This is a genomic window from Oscillibacter valericigenes, from assembly GCF_021531435.1.
In the GTDB taxonomy this organism is placed as follows: domain Bacteria; phylum Bacillota; class Clostridia; order Oscillospirales; family Oscillospiraceae; genus Oscillibacter; species Oscillibacter valericigenes_B.
This window is the reverse complement of the sequence record NZ_JAFBIS010000004.1, coordinates 95,272-115,474: the sequence shown is the minus strand read 5'-3', so window position 1 is coordinate 115,474 and position 20,203 is coordinate 95,272. Positions and strand designations below refer to the sequence as shown.

General features: G+C 60.9%; 20 protein-coding genes and 1 riboswitch. Of the genes, 8 read left to right on the top strand and 12 right to left on the bottom strand.

The genetic code is table 11. The features are described 5' to 3' along the window. Positions 1-13: 13 nt before the first annotated feature. The 3 genes from JQM68_RS03775 to JQM68_RS03765 form a co-directional block, all read right to left on the bottom strand. Positions 14-772, bottom strand: coding sequence for a ZIP family metal transporter (locus JQM68_RS03775; RefSeq protein WP_235221586.1), 759 nt, complete (start codon positions 770-772; stop codon positions 14-16). A 113-nt stretch (positions 773-885) separates the two neighbouring features. Beyond that, complete coding sequence (locus JQM68_RS03770) at positions 886-1,287, bottom strand: hypothetical protein (RefSeq protein ID WP_235221585.1); 402 nt, start codon at positions 1,285-1,287, stop codon at positions 886-888. A gap of 31 nt (positions 1,288-1,318) precedes the next feature. Then, complete coding sequence (locus tag JQM68_RS03765; RefSeq protein ID WP_235221584.1) at positions 1,319-2,497, bottom strand: HD-GYP domain-containing protein; 1,179 nt, start codon at positions 2,495-2,497, stop codon at positions 1,319-1,321. A gap of 254 nt (positions 2,498-2,751) precedes the next feature. Next, positions 2,752-2,853, top strand: a riboswitch (purine riboswitch). A 55-nt stretch (positions 2,854-2,908) separates the two neighbouring features. On the opposite strand from JQM68_RS03765, the gene JQM68_RS03760 reads away from it, so the two are divergent. Next, entirely contained in the window at positions 2,909-4,180 is a 1,272-nt protein-coding gene (locus tag JQM68_RS03760) for an amidohydrolase family protein (protein WP_235221583.1), read from the top strand. A 31-nt stretch (positions 4,181-4,211) separates the two neighbouring features. On the opposite strand, the gene JQM68_RS03755 is transcribed toward JQM68_RS03760, so the two are convergent. Beyond that, positions 4,212-4,454: a helix-turn-helix domain-containing protein gene (locus JQM68_RS03755; RefSeq protein WP_268821404.1), complete on the bottom strand. Its 243-nt coding sequence runs from the start codon at positions 4,452-4,454 to the stop codon at positions 4,212-4,214. A 72-nt stretch (positions 4,455-4,526) separates the two neighbouring features. Between JQM68_RS03755 and JQM68_RS03750 the strand changes: the two genes are divergently transcribed. Further along, on the top strand, positions 4,527-4,742 hold the full coding sequence (locus tag JQM68_RS03750) for a hypothetical protein (protein WP_235221581.1): 216 nt from the start codon (positions 4,527-4,529) through the stop codon (positions 4,740-4,742). Positions 4,743-4,778: 36 nt separating this feature from the next. Here the strand turns inward: JQM68_RS03750 and JQM68_RS03745 are convergent, their stop codons facing one another. The 7 genes from JQM68_RS03745 to JQM68_RS03715 form a co-directional block, all read right to left on the bottom strand. Further along, entirely contained in the window at positions 4,779-5,249 is a 471-nt protein-coding gene (locus JQM68_RS03745; RefSeq protein ID WP_235221580.1) for a COG2426 family protein, read from the bottom strand. Positions 5,250-5,315: 66 nt separating this feature from the next. Further along, the gene (locus tag JQM68_RS03740) at positions 5,316-6,128 is read right to left on the bottom strand and encodes a hypothetical protein (RefSeq protein ID WP_235221579.1); all 813 of its coding nucleotides are present in this window, start codon (positions 6,126-6,128) and stop codon (positions 5,316-5,318) included. Further along, on the bottom strand, positions 6,122-6,817 hold the full coding sequence (locus JQM68_RS03735) for an ABC transporter ATP-binding protein (protein ID WP_235221578.1): 696 nt from the start codon (positions 6,815-6,817) through the stop codon (positions 6,122-6,124). Before JQM68_RS03735 ends, JQM68_RS03740 begins: the two co-directional genes overlap by 7 nt. Further along, positions 6,798-7,190: a GntR family transcriptional regulator gene (locus JQM68_RS03730; protein ID WP_235221577.1), complete on the bottom strand. Its 393-nt coding sequence runs from the start codon at positions 7,188-7,190 to the stop codon at positions 6,798-6,800. The genes JQM68_RS03735 and JQM68_RS03730 overlap by 20 nt, the downstream gene beginning before the upstream one ends. Positions 7,191-7,381: 191 nt before the next feature. Continuing rightward, complete coding sequence (locus JQM68_RS03725) at positions 7,382-8,230, bottom strand: HAD-IIB family hydrolase (RefSeq protein ID WP_235221576.1); 849 nt, start codon at positions 8,228-8,230, stop codon at positions 7,382-7,384. Between the two features lie 62 nt (positions 8,231-8,292). Next, positions 8,293-9,540, bottom strand: coding sequence for a stage 0 sporulation family protein (locus tag JQM68_RS03720; RefSeq protein ID WP_328283714.1), 1,248 nt, complete (start codon positions 9,538-9,540; stop codon positions 8,293-8,295). Positions 9,541-9,545: 5 nt separating this feature from the next. Further along, the gene (locus tag JQM68_RS03715; protein WP_235221574.1) at positions 9,546-10,400 is read right to left on the bottom strand and encodes a DNA polymerase III subunit delta'; all 855 of its coding nucleotides are present in this window, start codon (positions 10,398-10,400) and stop codon (positions 9,546-9,548) included. A gap of 249 nt (positions 10,401-10,649) precedes the next feature. On the opposite strand from JQM68_RS03715, the gene JQM68_RS03710 reads away from it, so the two are divergent. Continuing rightward, the gene (locus JQM68_RS03710; protein ID WP_235221573.1) at positions 10,650-11,993 is read left to right on the top strand and encodes a sodium-dependent transporter; all 1,344 of its coding nucleotides are present in this window, start codon (positions 10,650-10,652) and stop codon (positions 11,991-11,993) included. Between the two features lie 335 nt (positions 11,994-12,328). After that, positions 12,329-14,956 (top strand): pyruvate, phosphate dikinase, encoded by a 2,628-nt coding sequence (gene ppdK, locus JQM68_RS03705; protein WP_235221572.1) that lies wholly within the window; start codon positions 12,329-12,331, stop codon positions 14,954-14,956. A 112-nt stretch (positions 14,957-15,068) separates the two neighbouring features. Here the strand turns inward: ppdK and JQM68_RS03700 are convergent, their stop codons facing one another. Further along, entirely contained in the window at positions 15,069-16,226 is a 1,158-nt protein-coding gene (locus JQM68_RS03700; protein WP_235221571.1) for a helix-turn-helix domain-containing protein, read from the bottom strand. Positions 16,227-16,481: 255 nt separating this feature from the next. On the opposite strand from JQM68_RS03700, the gene JQM68_RS03695 reads away from it, so the two are divergent. Genes JQM68_RS03695 through JQM68_RS03680 form a run of 4 tightly spaced genes read left to right on the top strand, consistent with a single transcriptional unit; the run spans position 16,482 to position 20,203 of the window. Continuing rightward, positions 16,482-17,228, top strand: coding sequence for a sporulation initiation factor Spo0A C-terminal domain-containing protein (locus tag JQM68_RS03695; RefSeq protein WP_235221570.1), 747 nt, complete (start codon positions 16,482-16,484; stop codon positions 17,226-17,228). Further along, the gene (locus tag JQM68_RS03690) at positions 17,221-17,691 is read left to right on the top strand and encodes a hypothetical protein (protein WP_235221569.1); all 471 of its coding nucleotides are present in this window, start codon (positions 17,221-17,223) and stop codon (positions 17,689-17,691) included. Before JQM68_RS03695 ends, JQM68_RS03690 begins: the two co-directional genes overlap by 8 nt. An 8-nt stretch (positions 17,692-17,699) precedes the next feature. Then, on the top strand, positions 17,700-19,583 hold the full coding sequence (locus JQM68_RS03685; RefSeq protein WP_235221568.1) for a thiamine pyrophosphate-dependent enzyme: 1,884 nt from the start codon (positions 17,700-17,702) through the stop codon (positions 19,581-19,583). Then, complete coding sequence (locus JQM68_RS03680) at positions 19,580-20,203, top strand: indolepyruvate oxidoreductase subunit beta (RefSeq protein WP_235221567.1); 624 nt, start codon at positions 19,580-19,582, stop codon at positions 20,201-20,203. The genes JQM68_RS03685 and JQM68_RS03680 overlap by 4 nt, the downstream gene beginning before the upstream one ends.

Here is a 20,203-nt window from a genome sequence, read left to right as displayed (position 1 = left end):
GCGGGAAATTTTTTCAGCCCAGCGCCACGTCCAGCACCATCATAATGAGAAAGCCCCCCACGAAGCCGCAGGTCCCCGCCCGGCTGTGGGCCTGGGGCACCAGCTCCTCCACCACCACGTACAGCATGGCCCCCGCCGCGAAGCTGAGAAGCCAGGGCATCAGGGGCCGCGCCCAGGCGGCCATCAGCACCACCAGCACGCCGAACAGCGGCTCCACCACGCCGGAGAGCATCCCGCCCAAAAACGCCCGGCTCCGGGACTTCCCCTCCTGCCGCAGGGGGAGGGCGATGGCCGCGCCCTCGGGGAAATTCTGGATGCCGATACCCATGGCCAGAGCCGCCGCCCCCGCCAGGTTTTCGCCGCTTGCCGCCAGAGCGAAGGCCAGGCCCACGGCCATGCCCTCCGGCACGTTATGTAAGGTGATGGCGGTCATCAGCAGGGCATTCTGCCGCCAGGCGCCCTCCAGGGGCTTCCGGCGGAGCCGGGGCAGGACGCTGTCCAGCGCCGCCAGGAACACCACCCCCAGCAGCATCCCCGCCGCGGCGGGCAGCCAGCCGGGGAAGCGCCCCTCCTCCACCGCCTGGTCGATGGCGGGCAGGAGTAAGCTCCACACCGACGCCGCCGTCATCACCCCGGCGGCAAAGCCCAGCATGGCCTTCTGGAACCGGGGCCGGGGCTCTCCCGAGAAGAAAAATACCATGGCGGCGCCCAGAGTGGTCATCAGGAAGGTGAACCCGGTGCCCAGGGCGGCCCAGCCGAGAGATTGCAGCATACGCATCAACGCCTTTATCTGGATTCAGGCGGAAGCCCGCCCGTATGCCAGTATAAGCGCCGCTCGCGCCGGGGGTGCAGGCATGGAAAAACCGGGCGGCTCCCGCCGCCCGGTCAAATAACGTTTTCAGCCCGTCCTTTCAGCCAGTGTTCCACCGCCAGCGTATAACCCATTCCCCCAAAAATCAGCAGCAGGCAGACCGGGGGCGAGACGCGGAACAGGATCAGTACGATCCCGGCAGCCGCCAGACCCGCGCCGAACAACCGCACAGGCCATGCCCACTTCCCGAACCGCTTTTGAGCGGCACGGCGAATCTTTTCATCGTTTTCCCGGGCTTGCGCGGCCAGGTCCTCGTCTGTGGAGAAGCAGATGGTAATGATTCCCAAGACCCCCCACAGCACAAACATCATAATTTGGAACCCATCCCGGTCCGTGATGCCGCGAATCAGATACGCCACACCCAATCCAATGCCCATCAGCCCCCGCACAAACTGGCTCTTATTGTAAATCTTCATCTCTCCGTCCTTCTTTCCCGCAAATGCCCGGTCACTCGTCCGGATAGCGCCGCAAAACAGCGAGGAAGTCATCAAAGTGCCGGTCGAACAGCGCGGTGAGCGCGGGATCAAACTGGCGGCCGGCCAGGGACAAAATTTCACTTCTGGCCTTCTCCGGCGGCCACGGCTCCTTGTAGCACCGGCTGCTGACCAAAGCGTCGAACACATCCGCGATGGATACGCAGGCGGCAAAGCGGTCGATCTGATCGCCCTTCAGTCCCAGCGGATAGCCGCTTCCGTCATACCATTCGTGGTGCTGCTGGGCGATGACGGAGGCAATCTGCATGATCTCTCCGGGAGAGTTTTTCAGCAGCTCGTAGCCATAGCCCGCATGAAGCTTGATCTGCTCGAATTCCCCGGCAGTCAGGCGCGCGGGCTTCTGCAGGATGTCCTTGGGCACCTCCAGCTTTCCCACATCGTGGAGCATACTGGCGACGCTGACCTTCCAGCTCTCCTCCCGCGAGAGGCCCAGCGCCTCGCACAGGACCCGGGTATACGCGGCTACCCGCTTGACATGGTGGCCCGTCTCGCGGCTCCGGGACTCCACCATCTCGGCCAACGCGTTGACCAGGGTCTGCTGCTCGTCGTAGAGCTCGTTGTTGTTGCGGATCAGATTGCGGATCAGCCGCTGCAGCTTATTGGTGACGCTGAGGCAGATCACGGAGATGGCGATCAGCTCGATGGCGCGGGGCAGCACGCCGTATAGCAGCACGCCCCGGAGCGTGACCAGCGGCTCATCCGGCACGACCTTGAGCGCAAAGGCGATGAGATGGCTGACGACCATGACCGGCAGGGAGAGCACCGTGGTATAAAGGACGCTGGAGCGGTCGCAGTACAGGCAGGACACCGTCACCGGAAAGGCCAGCATGATGATGACATGGTAGGACAGGATGGCATACAAAACGCCTGACATCAGCACCATCATGGTCAGCGTGCAGTACCGGGCCGGCTTGCTGTTGATATGCAGGATGTCATACAGGATCGTGGGGATGAACATCACCGCCATCCCGAAGAGGACCGCCGGATACAGTATGGCGCCGATCTTGAAGACTCCCACCAGATTCAGCACGATCACGACCGCCATCAGCGCCATCATCACCCGGCAGATAAACGCCATGCGGCGGTCTGCGTCCGCATTGAAATCCCGGATCAGGACGTCGGTAAAATCCATGGTGTGCCCCCTTTGCCAAAAGCGTTCCGGCTTTTCGCCTCCGCCGTAAACCTTCCAAATTCCGATTTCATCATAACAATATTTGGACGTCTTTGCAATAAAAGTTAAAAAATTCGGATATTTAAGCAGAAATGGCCGGTGAACGGAACATTTTTTGGTACACTGATACCAATATGCCGGAACGCAAAGCGGCGCCGCGGCAACAGGAAACCCGTCTTGCTTTTTCTCCCATTCCGTGCTATTTTATAGATAACGGCATACAATGCAAAAGGACTCATATAATTTCGCTGTGCAATGGCGCGAAAGTTTCTACGGGGCCGCCGAAAGGCTCTGCTATGAGTGTCTGTCGGGTAGGGCTATCCGGTCAGGCGCTCCTTTTTTGTGCCGAAATTTCACAAGTGAGGTGTTTGTATGGCTGTCACAATTCTGAAAGGCACGATCATTTCCGCCCCGTCTCCGGGCAAGCTGGACGCCACGGAAAACGGGTATCTGGTGGCGGAAAACGGCGTCATCACGGGGATGTTCCCCACCCTGCCGGAGCAGTACGCGGGGGCGGACGTGGAGGACTTCGGCGGCGCCCTGATTTTGCAGTCCTTCGCGGACCTGCACCTTCACGCCCCCCAGTATCCCATGCTGGGCATGGGCATGGACCTGCCCCTGCTGGACTGGCTGAACGCCTACGCCTTCCCCACGGAGGCCCGGTTCGCGGACCCGGACTATGCCCGGGAAATCTACCATAAGCTGGCCCATGAGCTGGTGTCCCGCGGCACCACCCGGGTATGCATGTTCTCCTCCCTCCACACCGACGCCACGTTGATTTTGATGGACGAGCTGGAAAAGGCGGGCGTCACAGGCTATGTGGGCAAGGTGAACATGGACCGCAACGCCGCCCCCGGCGTGCTGGAGGAGACCACCGAGGAATCCATGCGGGAGACCCTGCGCTGGCTGGACGAGTGCGGGGATTTTGCCCACATCAAGCCCATGCTGACCCCCCGGTTCACCCCCTCCTGCACCGATGAGCTGATGGCGTTCCTGGGGAAGCTGGCGGCGGAGCGGGACCTCCCCGTCCAGTCCCACCTGTCGGAAAACGGCGCGGAGATGGAGTGGGTGCGCCAGCTCCACCCCGACTGCCGGCAGTATTGGGAGACTTATGCCAAATACGGCCTTTGGAACGAACGCACCGTCATGGCCCACTGCGTCTGGTCCGACGCACGGGAGCGGAAAGCAATGAAAGACGCGGGCGTCACCGTGGTCCACTGCGCCGACTCCAACCAAAACATCTGCTCCGGCGTGGCGCCGGTGCGGGTGATGCTGAACGAGGGGTTGAAAGTGGCCCTGGGCAGCGACATCGCCGGCGGCGACCATCTGGACATGTTCGACGTGGTGGCCTCCGCCATCCGGGCGTCCAAGGCCCGCCGGGTGCTGGACAACTGGGAAACCGATTTCCTCACCGTGCCCGAGGGCTGGTACTTAGGCACCTCCGCGGGCGCGGCGTATTTCGGAGAACAGCCCGGCTTTGCCCCCGGTAACCCTCTCCACGCCATTGTTCTGGCGGACGACACCCTGCCTCAGCCCCATCCCCTGACCCCGGCGGAGCGGCTGGAGCGGTGCGTGTACCTGCGGCAGAGCGGCGCCGTCCGGGCGGTCTGGAGCGCGGGGAGAAAGGTCTATACCGCCGAATAAGCGCAAAAAAGAGAGCCGAAAGGCTCTCTTTTTATTTGATCTCCTGCTCCAGCTCTGTAAATTCCCCGCCGGAGAAAAATTCCGCCAGAGAGATCTCCAATCCGTCACAGAGCATTTTGATGGTAGTAATAGAAACGTCCCGGCGGCGGGCGTCCATCATGCTGTACACCGTGGAGGGCGTCACACCGGCCCTGACTGCCAGTTCGTTATATTTCATCCCGCGCTGACGGCAAATCGACGCAAAGCGCGCCGCAACAGCATCCTTAACGCCCATTCCCATCACCTCACGGTTATGGTATCTGTTTTTACGATACCGCGTATACGCGCTTGCGTATTTTAGGGAAATATGGTACGCTTGGGGCGAGGTGATTTTATACAGGACGAACAGGATTTTTACCGCTGTTTAAGCTCCGACGCCGCCAGCCGCGCTCTGCGGAATATCCAGAAAATTCTCGCCGACGATACGCTGGACGACCCGGAATGCTTTCACCGCATCGAGGCCATCGTGTCTCTGCTGGAGGACATGGGCCTCTCCTGCGGCGGCAGGCATGACTTTGGATAAAAAGAAAATCCGCCGAATTTCGGCGGATCTCTCATTTCAAAACAACCGGATGACCCCCAGCGTCACCGCCGTGGTGATGGCTCCGGCGGCCAGCAGCCCCAGCAAAATGGCGGGCAGGGCGTTCCGCAGGCGGATGTCCAGCAGCGACGCCACCAGCGCCCCGGTCCAGGCCCCGGTGCCCGGCAGGGGGATGGCCACCAGGACGAACAGCCCCGCCAGACGGTACTTCCGCACGATGCGGCCCTTCAGGTGGGCCCGCCGCTCCAGCCAGACGATCTTCGGCCCGAAAAAGCGGGTATCCCGCAGCCAGTTGAAGACCCGGCGCACCAGCAGCATGATAAACGGCACGGGGAGCAGATTCCCCAGAATGGCCGTCACGCAGGCCACTGCGGGCGGCAGCCCGGCGGCGATGCCCACGGGGATGGCGCCCCGCAGCTCGATGACCGGCACCATGGCGGTGCCGAAGGTCATCAGCAGTTTTCCAAATACAGTTTCCAGAAAAGGCATACGTTCCTCCAAACGTGGGCCACGGCCTCCGGCAGCCCCGGAGACCGCAGCGGCGTTATGGACAGTTTACTCCAGGTTCAGGCGGCGCTTCAAGAAATAAGTTGTTAAGAAATAGAAAATTGCGGCGTAGACCAGCTCACCCACGATGAGTACGCACATCCCGAAATGTACAGCAGCCATGCCGGAGATGTTGTCCGTCCAGCCCAGCAGCAGGTGGTGGAGCCAGGATTCATCCAGCAGGGTGACCAGCATACCGCCCACGAACTGCACCGCGAACTGGATAATGAAGTACCAGGCCACGGACCAGGCCATCTTGTGGCCGGAAAAGCTGTGGCCGATGGCCAGGGCGGTGTAGAAATGCAGGCACATGGCGCAGCAGCCCAGGAAGCACACCACCAGGAACTCCGCCGCGATGGCGGTGCCGTTCAGAGCGTAGTAGGCGGTGACATGCTGGAAAATCTCGTGGAAAACCTCACCGATGCCCTCCAGAATGTCGATGTCAAAGGCCATGATCAATCCGGCCAGGCACACCATGACGATGGTCAGGGCGAACCAGACGGCGGAGACGATGAGCTTGCTCCACACCTGCTGGTGGACGGAGACAGGCAGAGTCATCATCACATAGCCCTCATCCTGGAGCAGATTTTTATAGAACCGCTGGACCATCACCACCATGCTCATGACGCAGACAGCGATAATGGCGACGGCAAAGGCCATGACCAGCAGGCCGCCCAGAAGGTCCAGCACCTTCAGGTCCGTCTCCAGCAGGCCCCGGGTGGAGAAATTGGCGCCGATGGCGGTAGCCAGCAAAATCAGATACAGCGGCAGCATGATGCGGCCCGTGGCACGAAATTCGTGCTTTAAGAGCTTTCTCAGCATTTGAACACCTCCCGGAACAGCTCGTCAACGCTCATGCCCTTCTCCTCCCGGATCTGGTCCACGGAGGACTGGAGCATGACGCGGCCCTGATTGATAAAGATGACGTCGTCCAACACCTTTTCCACATCGGAAATGAGGTGGGTGGAGATGACCACCGCCGCCTCGGGGTTGTAGTTGCCGATGATGGTGGACAGGATGTAGTCCCGGGTGGCGGGGTCCACGCCGCCGATGGGCTCATCCAGCAGGTACAGCTTCGCCGCCCGGCTCATGACCATAATGAGCTGCACCTTCTCCCGGGTGCCCTTGCTCATCTGCTTGATGTGCTGCCTGGGCTGGATATTCAGATGCTGCAGCATCTCCTCCGCCGCGTCCCGGCGAAAATCGGCGTAGAAATCCTGATAGAAGTCCAGAAGCTGGGTGGTAGTCATCCAGGTGGGGATAGAGGTCCGCTCCGGCAGGTAGCTGACGAGGGCGTGGGTCTCCTTTCCCGGCGCCATGCCACACACCAGGATGTCGCCGCTGGTGGGCGTCAGCAGGCCATTTGCCAATTTGATAAGGGTGGTCTTGCCGCTGCCGTTGGGCCCCAGCAGGCCGACAATGCGGCCCGGCTCAATGGCGAAGTCCACGCCGTCCAGGGCCGCCAGATGCCCGTAATTTTTCGTCAGTGCCTTACATTCCAGAACCGCCATTTGCGCTTCCCTCCTCACCAGTCTCCTGCCGCAGCAGGGACACGATCTCCTCCGGCCGGTAGCCCAGCCGGATCATGGCCTCCAGGAACGTTTTGATATGACGTTCGGCCAGCCCGCGTTTTGCCTGTTCGATCATCGTCTTGTCCTCCGTCACAAATCTGCCGGCGGTCCGCTGGCTGAACACCAGTCCGTCCCGCTCCAGCTCCGCCAAAGCCCGCTGCATGGTGTTGGGATTGACCCCGGCCTCCGTCGCCAGGTCCCGCACCGATGGCAGCCGCTCTCCCGGCGGAAACGCGCCCACCACAATGCCCACCTTGATCTGCTCGATCAGCTGGGTGTAGATGGGAGCATCATTGGAAAACTGCCACTTCATGTCACGCCTCCGTTGTGTGTTGTTGTATTATGCAAGTAATACAATATCACATCTTCCGCATTTGTCAAGAGGATCTTCAAAATTTTCTTTCAAACCGGGGCGCCGTTTCCTCCGGCTGCCGCGCAAAAGTAAAACCGGCACAGGTCCTGTGCCGGTTTTTCGCCGAATGTTTTCCGCCATGCGCCCGCGCTTCATCCGGGGTATTTCTCCGCCAGCCGCCGGACCACATCCGCCAGCGCGCTCTCCCGGGCGTCAGCCACGATGGTGGCCCCGCAGTCCCGGACGAGGGAGACGCAGTTGGCGGGGGCGAAGCCCTCCGCCGCCGCGGTGAGCATGGGAATGTCGTTGGCCTCGTCGCCCACGCAGTAGACGTGCTTCATGGGAATTCCCAGCCGGGCCGCCAGACGGCGCACCATACCGCCCTTGTTGGCGCCCCTGGCCGTCAGTTCCAGGAGGGTCTGGCCGGAGAAGATCAGCTCATAGTCCCCACTCCAGCCCTGTTCCGTCAAAAAGCGCTTGATCTCCTCCAAAACGGCATGGTCGTCCTCAAACAGCAGCTTGCCCAGGGGCAGGGGCACCTCCGGCAGAGACGGTCTTTCCTCCACCGCCACTTTCGTCAGATGCTCATGCTGGCGGGTGATGGCGTTGGGGTGGACGGCGTGGATGACATTGTCGATATGGTACGCCTCCACCGCCGCCGAGGGAAATTTCTCCAGCACCGCCTGGCCCCGCTCCCGGACGTCTCCGTCCAGCATCGCCATCTCCAGGTATTCGCCCCTGGCGAAATCGTACAGCGCCGCGCCGTTGCAAACCACGCCGGGGGCATTCATGGGCACCTGGTCCACATACTTGACAAGCGCCGCCAGCGCCCGCCCGGTGGCGATGGCGAACCGGCCGCCCTCCGCCATGAACCACTCCAGGGCCTCCCGGTTCTCCCGGGACAGCGGCGGCACAGGTTCGTCGGAACGCAGGGCATCTTCCGTATAAATTAAAGTATTATCAAAATCGCTTGCCAGCAAAACACCGTCGAATCTTCCCATGGTATCGTCCTTTCCGAAAGAACGCCCGCCGCCCGCAATGCGGACGGCGGGTCTTTTCTCCTTTATTCAGTCTTGGGGGCGCTGCCGCCCTCGCCGCTCTTGTTCCGGCGGCGTCCGCCCCGGTGATGGGGCCTGCGGCGGCGTTTTGCCTCTCCGCCGTCGCCGCCCTCGGCGGGCTCCTTTTTCTCCGTCTTGGGCTGCTGGGGCTGCCTGGGCTGCTGCTTGGGCGGCCGGGGCTTCTCCTGCTTCTCCTGCTCGGCAGGCTGCTGCTCGCCGCTCTTGGCGGCGCCGCTCTTGCCGCGGCCCCGGCGTCCGCCCCGGTGCCGGCGGCGGGGCTTGCCGTCGCCGCTCTCCTCGCTCATCTTCTCCCGGACAGGCGCTTCCTCCAGTTTGGGGTCCATATAGAACGGGGTGGAGAGGACCGGCGTCATCTCAAAGGCTTCATCCTCATGCTCGTCCACATACCGGGCGGGACGTTCGGGGATCTCGATGCCCTCCCGGCTGCCCTTGCCGTTGCGGAGAATGCAGATCTCACAGCCGCGGTACGTCTTGAGCGGCTCCGGGGCGCTGTCCAGGCTGACCTTGACGGTCTCCCGCAGCAGATCCACGCTCTTGACATTGCCGGGGCCGTCGGGAGTCTGGACGAAGCTCTCCACCTTGGGCATCCGCTTGGCGGCGTCCTCATAGGCGTTCTGCTCGTATTTCAGGCAGCACATCAGCCGCCCGCAGGTGCCGGAAATTTTGGTGGGGTTCAGGCTCAGGTTCTGGGTCTTTGCCATCTTGATAGACACCGGCAGGAAGCTGTCCAGGAACTGGGAACAGCAGAAGGGCCGGCCGCAGATGCCCAGGCCGCCTACCATTTTGGCCTCGTCCCGGACGCCGATCTGCCGCAGCTCGATGCGGGCCCGGAACACGGAGGCCAGGTCCCGGACCAGCTCCCGGAAGTCCACCCGCCCGTCGGCGGTAAAGTAAAAGATGATCTTGTTGCCGTCGAAGCTGGCGGAGACGTTCACCAGCTTCATCTCCAGGCCGTGGTCCGCGATCTTCTTCTCGCAGATGTCAAAGGCCTCGCTCTCTTTTTTCTTGTTGTACTCCACCACCCGGCGGTCATTCTCGGTGGCCATGCGCAGCACGGCGCACAGCGGGCTCACGATGGCGGAGTCCTCCACATCGTGGTTCCCTTCGGTGCAGGTGGCGAACTCGGGGCCCTGGGCGGTCTCCACCACCACCTGGTCCCCCATTTTCACCCGCAGGCCCTTGGGGTCAAAATAATAGTTTTTACATCCGCCCCGAAAGCGGACGCTGATCACTTCCGTCAAAGGATACCCTCCAATTCAGCGGCGAGGGCGCCCAGCACATGGCCGGGGCCGACGTTGTAGGCGCACTCCCCATGATACTTCTGTAATAGTTCTATTGTGGACATGATTTGGGATTTTGTCAAGTTTTTCGCAAGAAATGGCGCGATTTCCATTTCCCCCGGCTCCTGACCGTAAAGCAGCAGGAGGGCCGCCGCGAACGCCGCCCGGCTCCGCTCCAGCATGGCGGAGAGCGCCTCCCGGTCCAGCTTTTTCTTCTCCAGCCGCACCGCCAGCTCCGCCACGGCGCCCCGCCGGCGGCTGCCGATGGCCCGGCACAGCGCCTCCGCCGCCTCGGACGGCTCCCCGTCCTCTTCGCTGCCGGGCCGGAGCTTGATCTCCACGCAGCGGGAGCGCAGCGTCCGGAGCACCTGGCTGGGGTTTTCCGCGCAGAACAGGAACGCCGCGTAGGGCGGACCCTCCTCCACGATCTTTAAAAGGACATTCTGGTCCTGCTCCGTCAGCAGGGCGCAGTCCGGGAAGATGTACACCTTCCGCTGTCCCTCGTTGGGACGGATGTAGGCGTCAGACCGGATGGCGCGCACCACATCCACGGCGATGTTCTTGTGCTCCGGGTCCCGGACGGTGATGACATCGGGGTGGATGTCCTCCAGCACCTTCCGGCAGGCGGGGCACACGCCGCAGGGCTGTCCCTGCGCCGCCATGCATTCCATGGCCGCCGCCGCGTAGCGGGCAAGCCCCGTTTTGTCGCCGCCGCCGGTGAACAGCAGCGCGTGGGACAGGGTCCCCCGTCCGGCCGCCTCCCGGATGCGGGCCGCCGCCGGGTCCTTTTTCAGCTCTTCCAGCACAGCCATGGTATGCCTCCCTTCCAGCAGTTCTTTTGATTTTACCACAGTTTTTTTCAAAAAGGAATACGAAAAATACAGTCCCCTCCCGGACGCGCCTTCCCATTTTTCTAACGGTTTCTTGACGGGAAGCCGCCGGTTTCTCGCCTTTTTTCAGGCAATATTTTGCGCCGCAAAAGGTATTCTGATACTGCCAGGACGCGGTACGCCCGCTTTTCCGCCCCCGCTGAATCCATCTGAAAAAGGAGTGCATGGTCCATGGGTAAAAACGAGACTCTGGAAACACGCGACGGTTTCAACAGCAAACTGGGCTTTGTCCTTGCCTGTATCGGCTCCGCCGTGGGCATGGGCAATATCTGGCTCTTCCCCTACCGTATGGCGACCTACGGCGGTTCCTTCCTGCTGGTCTACCTGGTCTTCGACCTTCTCATCGGCCTGTCCGGGGTCATCGGAGAGATGAGCTTCGGCCGGGCGGCCCGCTCCGGTCCCATCGGCGCCTTCGGCACGGCCATGGCCTCCCGGGGAGAGCGCAGGCGCCACGCCGGGGAGGTCATCGGCGCGATTCCCATGCTGGGCGCCCTGATGCTGGCCATCGGCTACTCCGTGGTGGTGGGCTGGATCTTCAAGTACACCTTCGGCAGCTTCACCGGCTCCGTGCTGGCGCCCGTGGAGCCCGGCGAGTTCGGCGCGGCCTTCGGGCAGATGGCCTCCGCCTTCGGCAACAACCTGTGGCTCATCATCGCCCTGGCGGTGAACTTCGCCATTATGAACCTGGGCATCGCCGCCGGCATTGAAAAGGCCAACAAGGTGATGATCCCCCTGTTTTACATCATGTTCATCGGCCTTGCCATTTATGTAGCCTTCCAGCCCGGCGCGGGAGCGGGCTACCAGTGGATGTTCACCATCCGTCCCGAGGCTTTTAAAGACCCCATGATGTACGTCTACGCCCTGGGCCAGTCCTTCTTCTCCCTGTCGCTGGCGGGCAACGGCACTATCATCTACGGCTCCTATCTCTCCGACAAGGAGGACACCGTCAGCTCCGCCGTCACCGTGGCAGTGTTCGATACCTGCGCCGCCATGCTGGCCGCCCTGGTCATCATCCCCGCCATGGCCACCACCGGCGCCATCCTCTCCGAGAGCGGCCCGGGCCTCATGTTCATCTCCCTGCCCTACCTGTTCAAATCCATGCCCGGCGGACAGATCGTGATGATCGTGTTCTTCGTGGCGGTGCTGTTCGCGGGCCTCACCTCCCTGGTGAACCTGTTTGAGGCTCCCATCGCCGCCCTCCAGGACCACATGCACCTCAGCCGCCTGAAATCAGTTGCCATCGTGGGCCTCATCGGTGTGGTGGTCTCCGTCTGCATCCAGGGCATCGTCTCTCCCTGGATGGACTTCGTCTCCATCTACGTCTGTCCCCTGGGCGCTGCCCTGGCGGGTATCATGTTCGCCTGGGTCTGGGGCAGGCAGGCGGTGGAGGACGCCGTCTCCGTGGGCCGGAAGCACCGCATCGGCAAGTGGTATTATCCCCTGTACAAGTACCTCTTCTGCGTGCTCACCGCCGCCGTGTTCATCCTGGGCGCCGTCAACGGCGGCATCGGCTGACCGCCCTTCGGATGCTGTATTTGGCTCCTTCTCTATGGCGCGGACACCGCGCATTTCAGGGGAGAGACCGGTCATCGAGCCGGTCCCTCCCCCCTTTTTACCCTCACGGGTCCCTTGAAAACGTTTGCGTAAAAAGTTCTGATTTTTTTGGTTAAAATCGCAATAGTTTCGTGAAAATGCTCCATTTTTTGAGGACTTTATTATGGTATTTATGCATTGTTTTTCAAGAATCTGCCTATTATAATATTAACGGTTCTTTTTTAGCAATCGTTTGCGCAAAATTTCTGATAGCTTTTCTGCCGTTTGGCAGCGACAAAAAATACGGAGGAATCGAAATGAGCAAAAAGTATTGTTACCTGTTCACCGAGGGCAACGCCAACATGCGCGAGCTCCTGGGCGGCAAGGGCGCCAACCTGGCCGAGATGACCAACATCGGCCTGCCCGTGCCCCAGGGCTTCACCATCACCACCGAGGCCTGCACCCAGTACTATGAGGACGGCCAGAAGATCAACGACGAGATCGTGGCCGAGATCATGGAATACATCGAGAAGATGGAAGGCATCACCGGCAAGAAGTTCGGCGACGCCGAGAACCCCCTGCTGGTCTCCGTCCGCTCCGGCGCCCGGGCCTCCATGCCCGGCATGATGGACACCATCCTGAACCTGGGGCTGAACGAGACCGTGGTGGACGTGCTGGCCAAGAAGTCCGGCAACCCCCGCTGGGCCTGGGACTGCTACCGCCGTTTCATCCAGATGTACTCCGACGTCGTTATGGAAGTCGGCAAGAAGTACTTTGAGCAGCTCATCGACGAGATGAAAGAGAAGAAGGGCGTCACCCAGGACGTGGAGCTGACCGCCGAGGACCTGAAGGAGCTGGCCGGCCAGTTCAAGGCCGAGTACAAGTCCAAAATCGGCACCGACTTCCCCTCCGACCCCAAGGAGCAGCTGATGGGCGCCGTCAAAGCCGTGTTCCGCTCCTGGGATAACCCCCGCGCCAACGTGTACCGCCGCGACAACGACATCCCCTACTCCTGGGGCACCGCCGTCAACGTCCAGTCCATGGCCTTCGGCAACATGGGCGACGACTGCGGCACCGGCGTGGCTTTCACCCGCAACCCCGCCACCGGCGAGAAGAAGCTGTTCGGCGAGTTCCTGACCAACGCCCAGGGCGAGGACGTCGTGGCCGGCGTCCGCACTCCCATGCCCATCGCTGAGATGGCTGAGAAGTTCCCCGAGGCCTTCGCCCAGTTCGAGGGCGTCTGCAAGACCCTGGAAGACCACTATCACGACATGCAGGATATGGAGTTCACCGTGGAGCACGGCAAGCTCTACATGCTGCAGACCCGCAACGGCAAGCGCACCCCCGCCGCCGCTCTGAAGATCGCCTGCGACCTGGTGGACGAGGGAATGATCACCGAGAAGCAGGCTGTGGCCATGATCGAGCCCCGCTCTCTGGACACCCTGCTGCATCCCCAGTTTGACGCCGTGGCCCTGAAGAAGGCCGCCGTCATCGGCAAGGCCCTGGGCGCCTCCCCGGGCGCCGCCTCCGGCAAGATCGTCTTCTCCGCCGAGGACGCCAAGGCTTGGGCCGAGCGCGGCGAGAAGGTCGTCCTGGTCCGTCTGGAGACCTCTCCCGAGGACATCGAGGGCATGAAGGCCGCCCAGGGCATCCTGACCGTCCGCGGCGGCATGACCTCCCACGCTGCCGTCGTAGCCCGCGGCATGGGCAAGTGCTGCGTCTCCGGCTGCGGCGACATCAAGATGGACGAGGAGAACAAGAAGTTTGAGCTCTCCGGCAAGACCTATGTCGAGGGCGACTGGATCTCCCTGAACGGCTCCACCGGCGACATCTATGACGGCGCTGTTCCCACCACCGACGCTACCATCGGCGGCGAATTCGGCCGGGTCATGGGCTGGGCTGACCAGTACCGCCGCCTGCAGGTCCGCACCAACGCCGACACGCCCCACGACGCTGCCCAGGCCCGGAAGTTCGGCGCCGAGGGCATCGGCCTGTGCCGCACCGAGCACATGTTCTTCGAGGGCGACCGCATCCGCGCCATCCGCCGCATGATCTGCTCCGACACCGCTGAGCAGCGCGAGGCTGCGCTGGCTGTTCTGGAGCCCATGCAGCAGGGCGACTTTGAGGGCATCTACGAGGCCATGGAGGGCTGCCCCGTCACCATCCGCTTCCTGGATCCCCCCCTGCATGAGTTCGTCCCCACCGAGGAGCACGACATCGAGCTGCTGGCCGAGGACCTGGGCAAGTCCGTTGCCGACATCAAGGCCATCATCTCCTCCCTGCATGAGTTCAACCCCATGATGGGTCACCGCGGCTGCCGTCTGGCCGTCACCTATCCCGAGATCGCCGCCATGCAGACCCGCGCCGTCATCAAGGCAGCGCTGGCTGTCCAGGCCAAGCATCCCGACTGGAATATGGTCCCTGAGATCATGATCCCCCTGGTGGGCGAGGTCAAGGAGCTGAAGTACGTCAAGAGCGTGGTGGTCAAGACCGCCGACGAGATCATCAAGGCCGCCGGTTCTTCCATGAAGTACAAGGTCGGCACCATGATCGAGATCCCCCGTGCCGCTCTGACCGCCGACGAGGTCGCCAAGGAGGCCGACTTCTTCTCCTTCGGCACCAACGACCTGACCCAGATGACCTTTGGCTTCTCCCGCGACGACGCCGGCAAGTTCCTGGGCGCTTACTACGACAAGAAGATCTACGAGAACGATCCCTTCGCCAAGCTGGACCAGACCGGCGTTGGCAAGCTGGTGGCTATGGCCGCCAAGCTGGGCCGCTCTACCAACCCCGACCTGCACCTGGGCATCTGCGGCGAGCACGGCGGCGACCCCTCCTCCGTGGAGTTCTGCCACCGCACCGGCCTGGACTATGTGTCCTGCTCTCCCTTCCGCGTGCCCATCGCCCGTCTGGCCGCCGCTCAGGCTGCCATCAAGGAAATGTAATTTCCCGCTGTTCACAGAAAAGAGGACGCTCTGCGGTTATCCGCAGAGCGTCCTTTTTTGCTGCCTGGGTAAAACAGCTGCATTTTTTCATTGATATTCCCACAAGCCGGCCTCAAACTGTCATTTTATAGGCCGGCAGGCCTTTTTTCGCCGCTTCCGTTCCCAGCGCGATACAGCGGTTCAGGTTCTCAATATCCGGCATGATATGGTCGGTTTCCAATAACTGCCGGTTTCCCTTTTCCAGCTGATAGCCGATGAGCACGGAGCGCGCGGAGATGACCCGCTGTGCCAGCGGCGAGCAGATATGCTCAAACATCATTTCCAGCACAGCCAGCCAGTTAGAACCGTGCGTTCCGGCGACCAGATAAAACAGTTTCCGCAGCTCGGCGCTGCCGGCCGAGGCGAGATGATCGACCACTTCCCGGCGGCGCTTCTCATCTCCCTCCAAAAAGGTCAGCCGCTCCGCGGGATACAGCATACAGTGGATATAAGTCCATGCCGGCATGTTCAAGACACGGAACCAGGTACACACGTCCAGAAAAGACGGATTGTAATTGGTCTCCCATTTTTGAATGGTCTGCTGGGTCTTGCCAAGCGCCTTTGCCAGTTCCTCCTGTGTGGCGCCGGAATCCATTCTGGCCCTTGCCAGCATCGCGGAGGTGTCCGTATTGCTGAAGCAGATCGCATATCCGTTTTTCGCGGAAAAAACGGACGCCTCCTTCGCGGCGGCGATCGCCGACAAAAGCAGCGGGCGGTTCGCCTCGATCTCAGGGGGCTTCAGCGCCAGCCCATTGGCCGCGCTCATCTCATAGGATACCTGGATGATCTCCGCCACCCGGTAACGGCTGTTCAGGCTTGTGTGGATGTGCGCACAGGCCATATCCAATAATCCGGACCACTCTGAGCCATGTTTTCCGAATATCAGGTAATGGAGCTTCTGGATCTCTTTGGGCCCGGCTACTTTTGCGAAATAAAACCTGCCTGCTTCCCGAATCTCATCATCCGTATTTTTTGCGGTAAGCCCTGCAAATACATCCGGCCAGAAAAAATCCAGCATCGGACGAAATGGGCTTTCGCCCACCGTTCGGAACCACTCAAGGATCCCGTACAGGGTTGGAGAGCCTTGGCCGTTTTCCCATGCTTTGATCGTACTTTCCGAAACGCCCAGAGCCATGCTCATCGTCTTTCGGCTCAGTTCAGCACGGGTTCTGCTGCTGGAGAGTAAATTGCCGCAACGGTCTGCGTCTTCAATGATGTGGTTAAAAAGCAAGTAAGCTGCTCCTTTCTGAAGATTCACGGTATTGCTGTTTGACGGGACATGTAAAAATTTTGCAGAAATCCCACCGAATCAGTGGTAGAATAATTTTCACCTTCCTTTCCGCAGACTCCGCAAAATATTTTTGGCATATCACGGGGGCGCTTTTAGTTGGAAAACATTGTCTGAATCTGTCTTTTTTTAGGTAATGCGCGTAGAATGAAGTTCTGTTACAGTATACTTAACAAGACGGAAAGGAGACTCACAGACATGAGTACACTAAAAATCGTCATCGCCGATACAAATAATAATTTCGAATCGCTGGCAGGGTACATTCGTTTCAACAGAGATTTTGTGATTCTCGGAACCAGCGGCGATGGCGAGAAAGCAGTGTGGTTGATCCAGGAGAAAAAGCCGAATATGCTGGTCATAAATCCGACGGTCAAAAACAGCATGGCGCTGCTGTCTTATATTCAGAAGAATGCGGGCGGTCTTGCGGCTTTGTCGTTTTCTCAGGCGAAGGAGTACTTCATTGTGCCGATCCTGTCCGAATGGACCAACCGGGGCGAAATGTCCGCGCAGACCGCAAACCTCTCCGCATATATCAGGAGCCTCCCGGAGCCGGCTTCAGCCGCCGGACATGACGCGGAGCTGGAGATGCGGATATCCGGTCTGATGCGTCAGCTGGGCGTCCCTGCCCACCTCAAGGGATACCAATATCTCCGAAAAGCTATCATCATGGCTGCGAAAGACCCGGCGGTCATGGACGGGGTCACAAAGATCCTGTATCCGGATATTGCGAAATCTTACGGCACGACGGCCAGCTGCGTGGAGCGCGCGATGCGAAACGCCATCGAAGTTGCCTGGAACCGGGGAAATATTGATTTTTTGCAGCATTACTTCGGATACACCATCAAACCTCAGATGGACAAGCCGACCAATTCCGAGTTTATCGCAACGGTTGCTGATATTTTGTATTTGCAGCAGGATCGCCCCGAGCTTTTGGATTGTGTATAACGGTCAAAAAAACCATTTAATTCCAGTTCCTAATAAAAATTTATCGAAAAATCTTCGTATTGTCAATAAAAAACGAAATATTGTCTTGGAGAACCTGCAGCCGGCAGTCATTTCAAATGCGTCCGGGGAGTACAGAAGACGCCACCTCAAGGACAGCACCGCTTACATTTTCCCGCAAAAAACGGCCATTCAGAAGAAAAAATTGCCGATACAGGCACAAAAAAGCAGATACCTATCCACGGCAAAAGGATCCCGGCCCCGCTTCGGCGGGGCCGGGATCCTTTTCTCTGCCGGCGAAATTCCGCCGGATCTGCAATTTTTCGACGCTTTTCCCTCTAAAGTCCCTCTAAAGTCCCGCTTTTATCTTGTAATTCCCGCCGCAAGTGCTAAAATGATAACAATACCCGCCGCCGCAATCAGCGGATCTGTTGGAAACTCAGCGGGATTTTACAAAAGAGGGTGACTCAAGAAATGGAATGGACAATGACCGCCAACGCCCCGGGCCAGGTCTGCCTGATGCAGGGCAACGAGGCCATCGTACGCGGCGCATTGGAAGCAGGCATCAATTTTGCGGCCTCCTATCCCGGTTCTCCGTCTTCCCAGGTCCTGGGAATGCTGGGTAAAGTCGCGAAGGAACGAAACTTTTACGCGGAGTGGTCCACAAACGAGACCTGCGCCATGGAAGCCTGCATCGGCGCCTCTCTGGCCAACGCGCGGTCCATCTGCATCGTGAAGCAGAACGGCCTTCTCTTCGCGTCGGACGCCATTCATTGCGGCGCACAGCACGGCGTGAAGGGCGGCATGGTGGTCGTGACCTCGGACGACCCCAGCGCGCACTCCAGCACCAATGAATTTGACTCCCGTTATCAGGCCATGTCCGCCAACGTCCCCATGCTGGAGCCCACCAGCATGCAGGAGACCAAGGACATCATTCCCTACGCCTTCGAGCTCTCCGAGCGCACGCACCAGATCGTCATCGTGCGGCTGACCACCCGTGTCTGCCATGGCCGCGGCAACGTGGTGCTGGGCGAGCTGCCGGAAAAGCCCCACCAGCTGCAGCAGGTGGGCGAGTGGGACCGCATGGTGTGCGTGTCCTATCTGCGCAGCGCCATGCTGGAAAAGCTGGATATGCTGCGGCAGGAAGCTGAAAACTGCCCCTTCAACCACTATGTCGGCCCCGAGCATCCCAAGGAGCTGATCGTCGCCAGCGGCACCGGCCGCCTGTACGGTCAGGAGGCCATCCGCCGTCTGGGTGTGGGCGACCGCGTCGGCATGCTGAGCCTGGCCACCATCTGGCCCCTGCCGGAGGAGACCATCGTGCGCCATCTGCAGGGTGTGGAGAAGGTACTGACCCTGGAGGAAGTGGACCCTGTTCTGGAGCACAACCTGCAGGCCATCGCCGGCCGCCATCAGATGAGCATTGTGTTCTCCGGCCGCGGCGACGGCGCGCTGCCGAAGATCGGCGAGCTGGACCCCGACAATGTGGCCCAGGCCATCTCCCTCCTGACTGGCGCCAAGCTGCCGGAGAAGAAGATCGCCTCTCAGGAGCCGCTGATCGAGCGGGAGCTGACCTTCTGCGCCGGCTGCCCCCACCGCGCCACTTTCCACATTCTGAAGAAGGTGCTGCGGCAGGAGAAGCACCCCGGCGTCGTCATCGGCGACATCGGCTGCTACATCATGTCCGGCCAGGCCGCCGGCCAGTATGCCTTCCAAGCCTGCAACTGCATGGGCTCCGGCATCAACCTGGCGGAGGCCCTGGGCCAGCTGACCCACTACGGCCTGGACCAGAAGGTGGTCACCGTCTGCGGCGACTCCACCTTCTTCCACACCATCATGCCCGGCCTTGTGGACGCCACTTATCACAACGCCAACATGCTGCTGATGGTGCTGGACAACTCCGCCACCGCTATGACCGGCTTCCAGCCCCACCCCGCCACCGGCATCACCGCCATGGGCGACCAGGTGCCCGCCATGGACATCCAGAAGGTCGTGGAGGGCATCGGCTGCAAGGCCGAGGTCGCCGATCCCTTTGACGTTGTCGAGACGGAGAAGACCATCCGCCGCCTGCTGAACGCGCCGGGCATGAACGTGCTGATCATGCGCCAGCCCTGCGCCACGCTGATGAGCAAGAAGGAAAAACGTCCCGTCCGCGTGTACGTGGACCAGAACGTGTGCTGGGGCGAGGGCTGCGGCTGCGACAAGTACTGCAGCCGTGTCTGGGGCTGCCCCGGCAACACCTGGGACTTCAAGAACAACAAGGCTTACATCGACCCCGTGACCTGCGTGGGCTGCGGCGTCTGCGCCAAGCTGTGCCCCAGCGGCGCCATCAAGGTAGAAGGCGGTGAGGAAGCATGAAAAAGCTGAAATTCGACCCCCTGAATATCGTCATCTGCGGCATCGGCGGCCAGGGCAACGTGCTGGCTTCCGAGGTCGTGGGCAGCGCCATGACCGACCGGGGCTACCGGGTCGCCATCGGCGAGACCTACGGTGCCTCCCAGCGGGGCGGCTCCGTCATGAGCCACGTCCGCGTCTCCGAGGATCAGGAGCTCAGCGTGCTGATCCCCTCCGGCGAGGCCCACATCATCATCGGCTTTGAGCCTCTGGAGACCCTCCGCATGACCCGGAAGTATGCGGGCCCCAATACCATGATCGTCTACGATCCCCGCCCGGTGTATCCCCTGGGCGTGCTGCAGGGCATCCAGCAGTATCCCGACCAGGAGGCCCTGGAGGCGGAGATCGCAGAGCTGTCCGCGGCGGCCTATCCCGTTCCCGCGGCCGACATCGCCATGGAAGTAGGCGATTCCCGTGCCGCCAATATCGCGCTGCTGGGCGCCTTCACCCAGCTGCCCGACGCTCCCCTGAGCCGGGAAGACCTGGAGAAGATCCTGCAGCAGCGCTTCAAGGGCGCCGTGCTGGAACTGAACCAGAAGGCCTTCGCCAAGGGCTGCGCGGCTGTCAGCAAAAAGGAGGGCTAA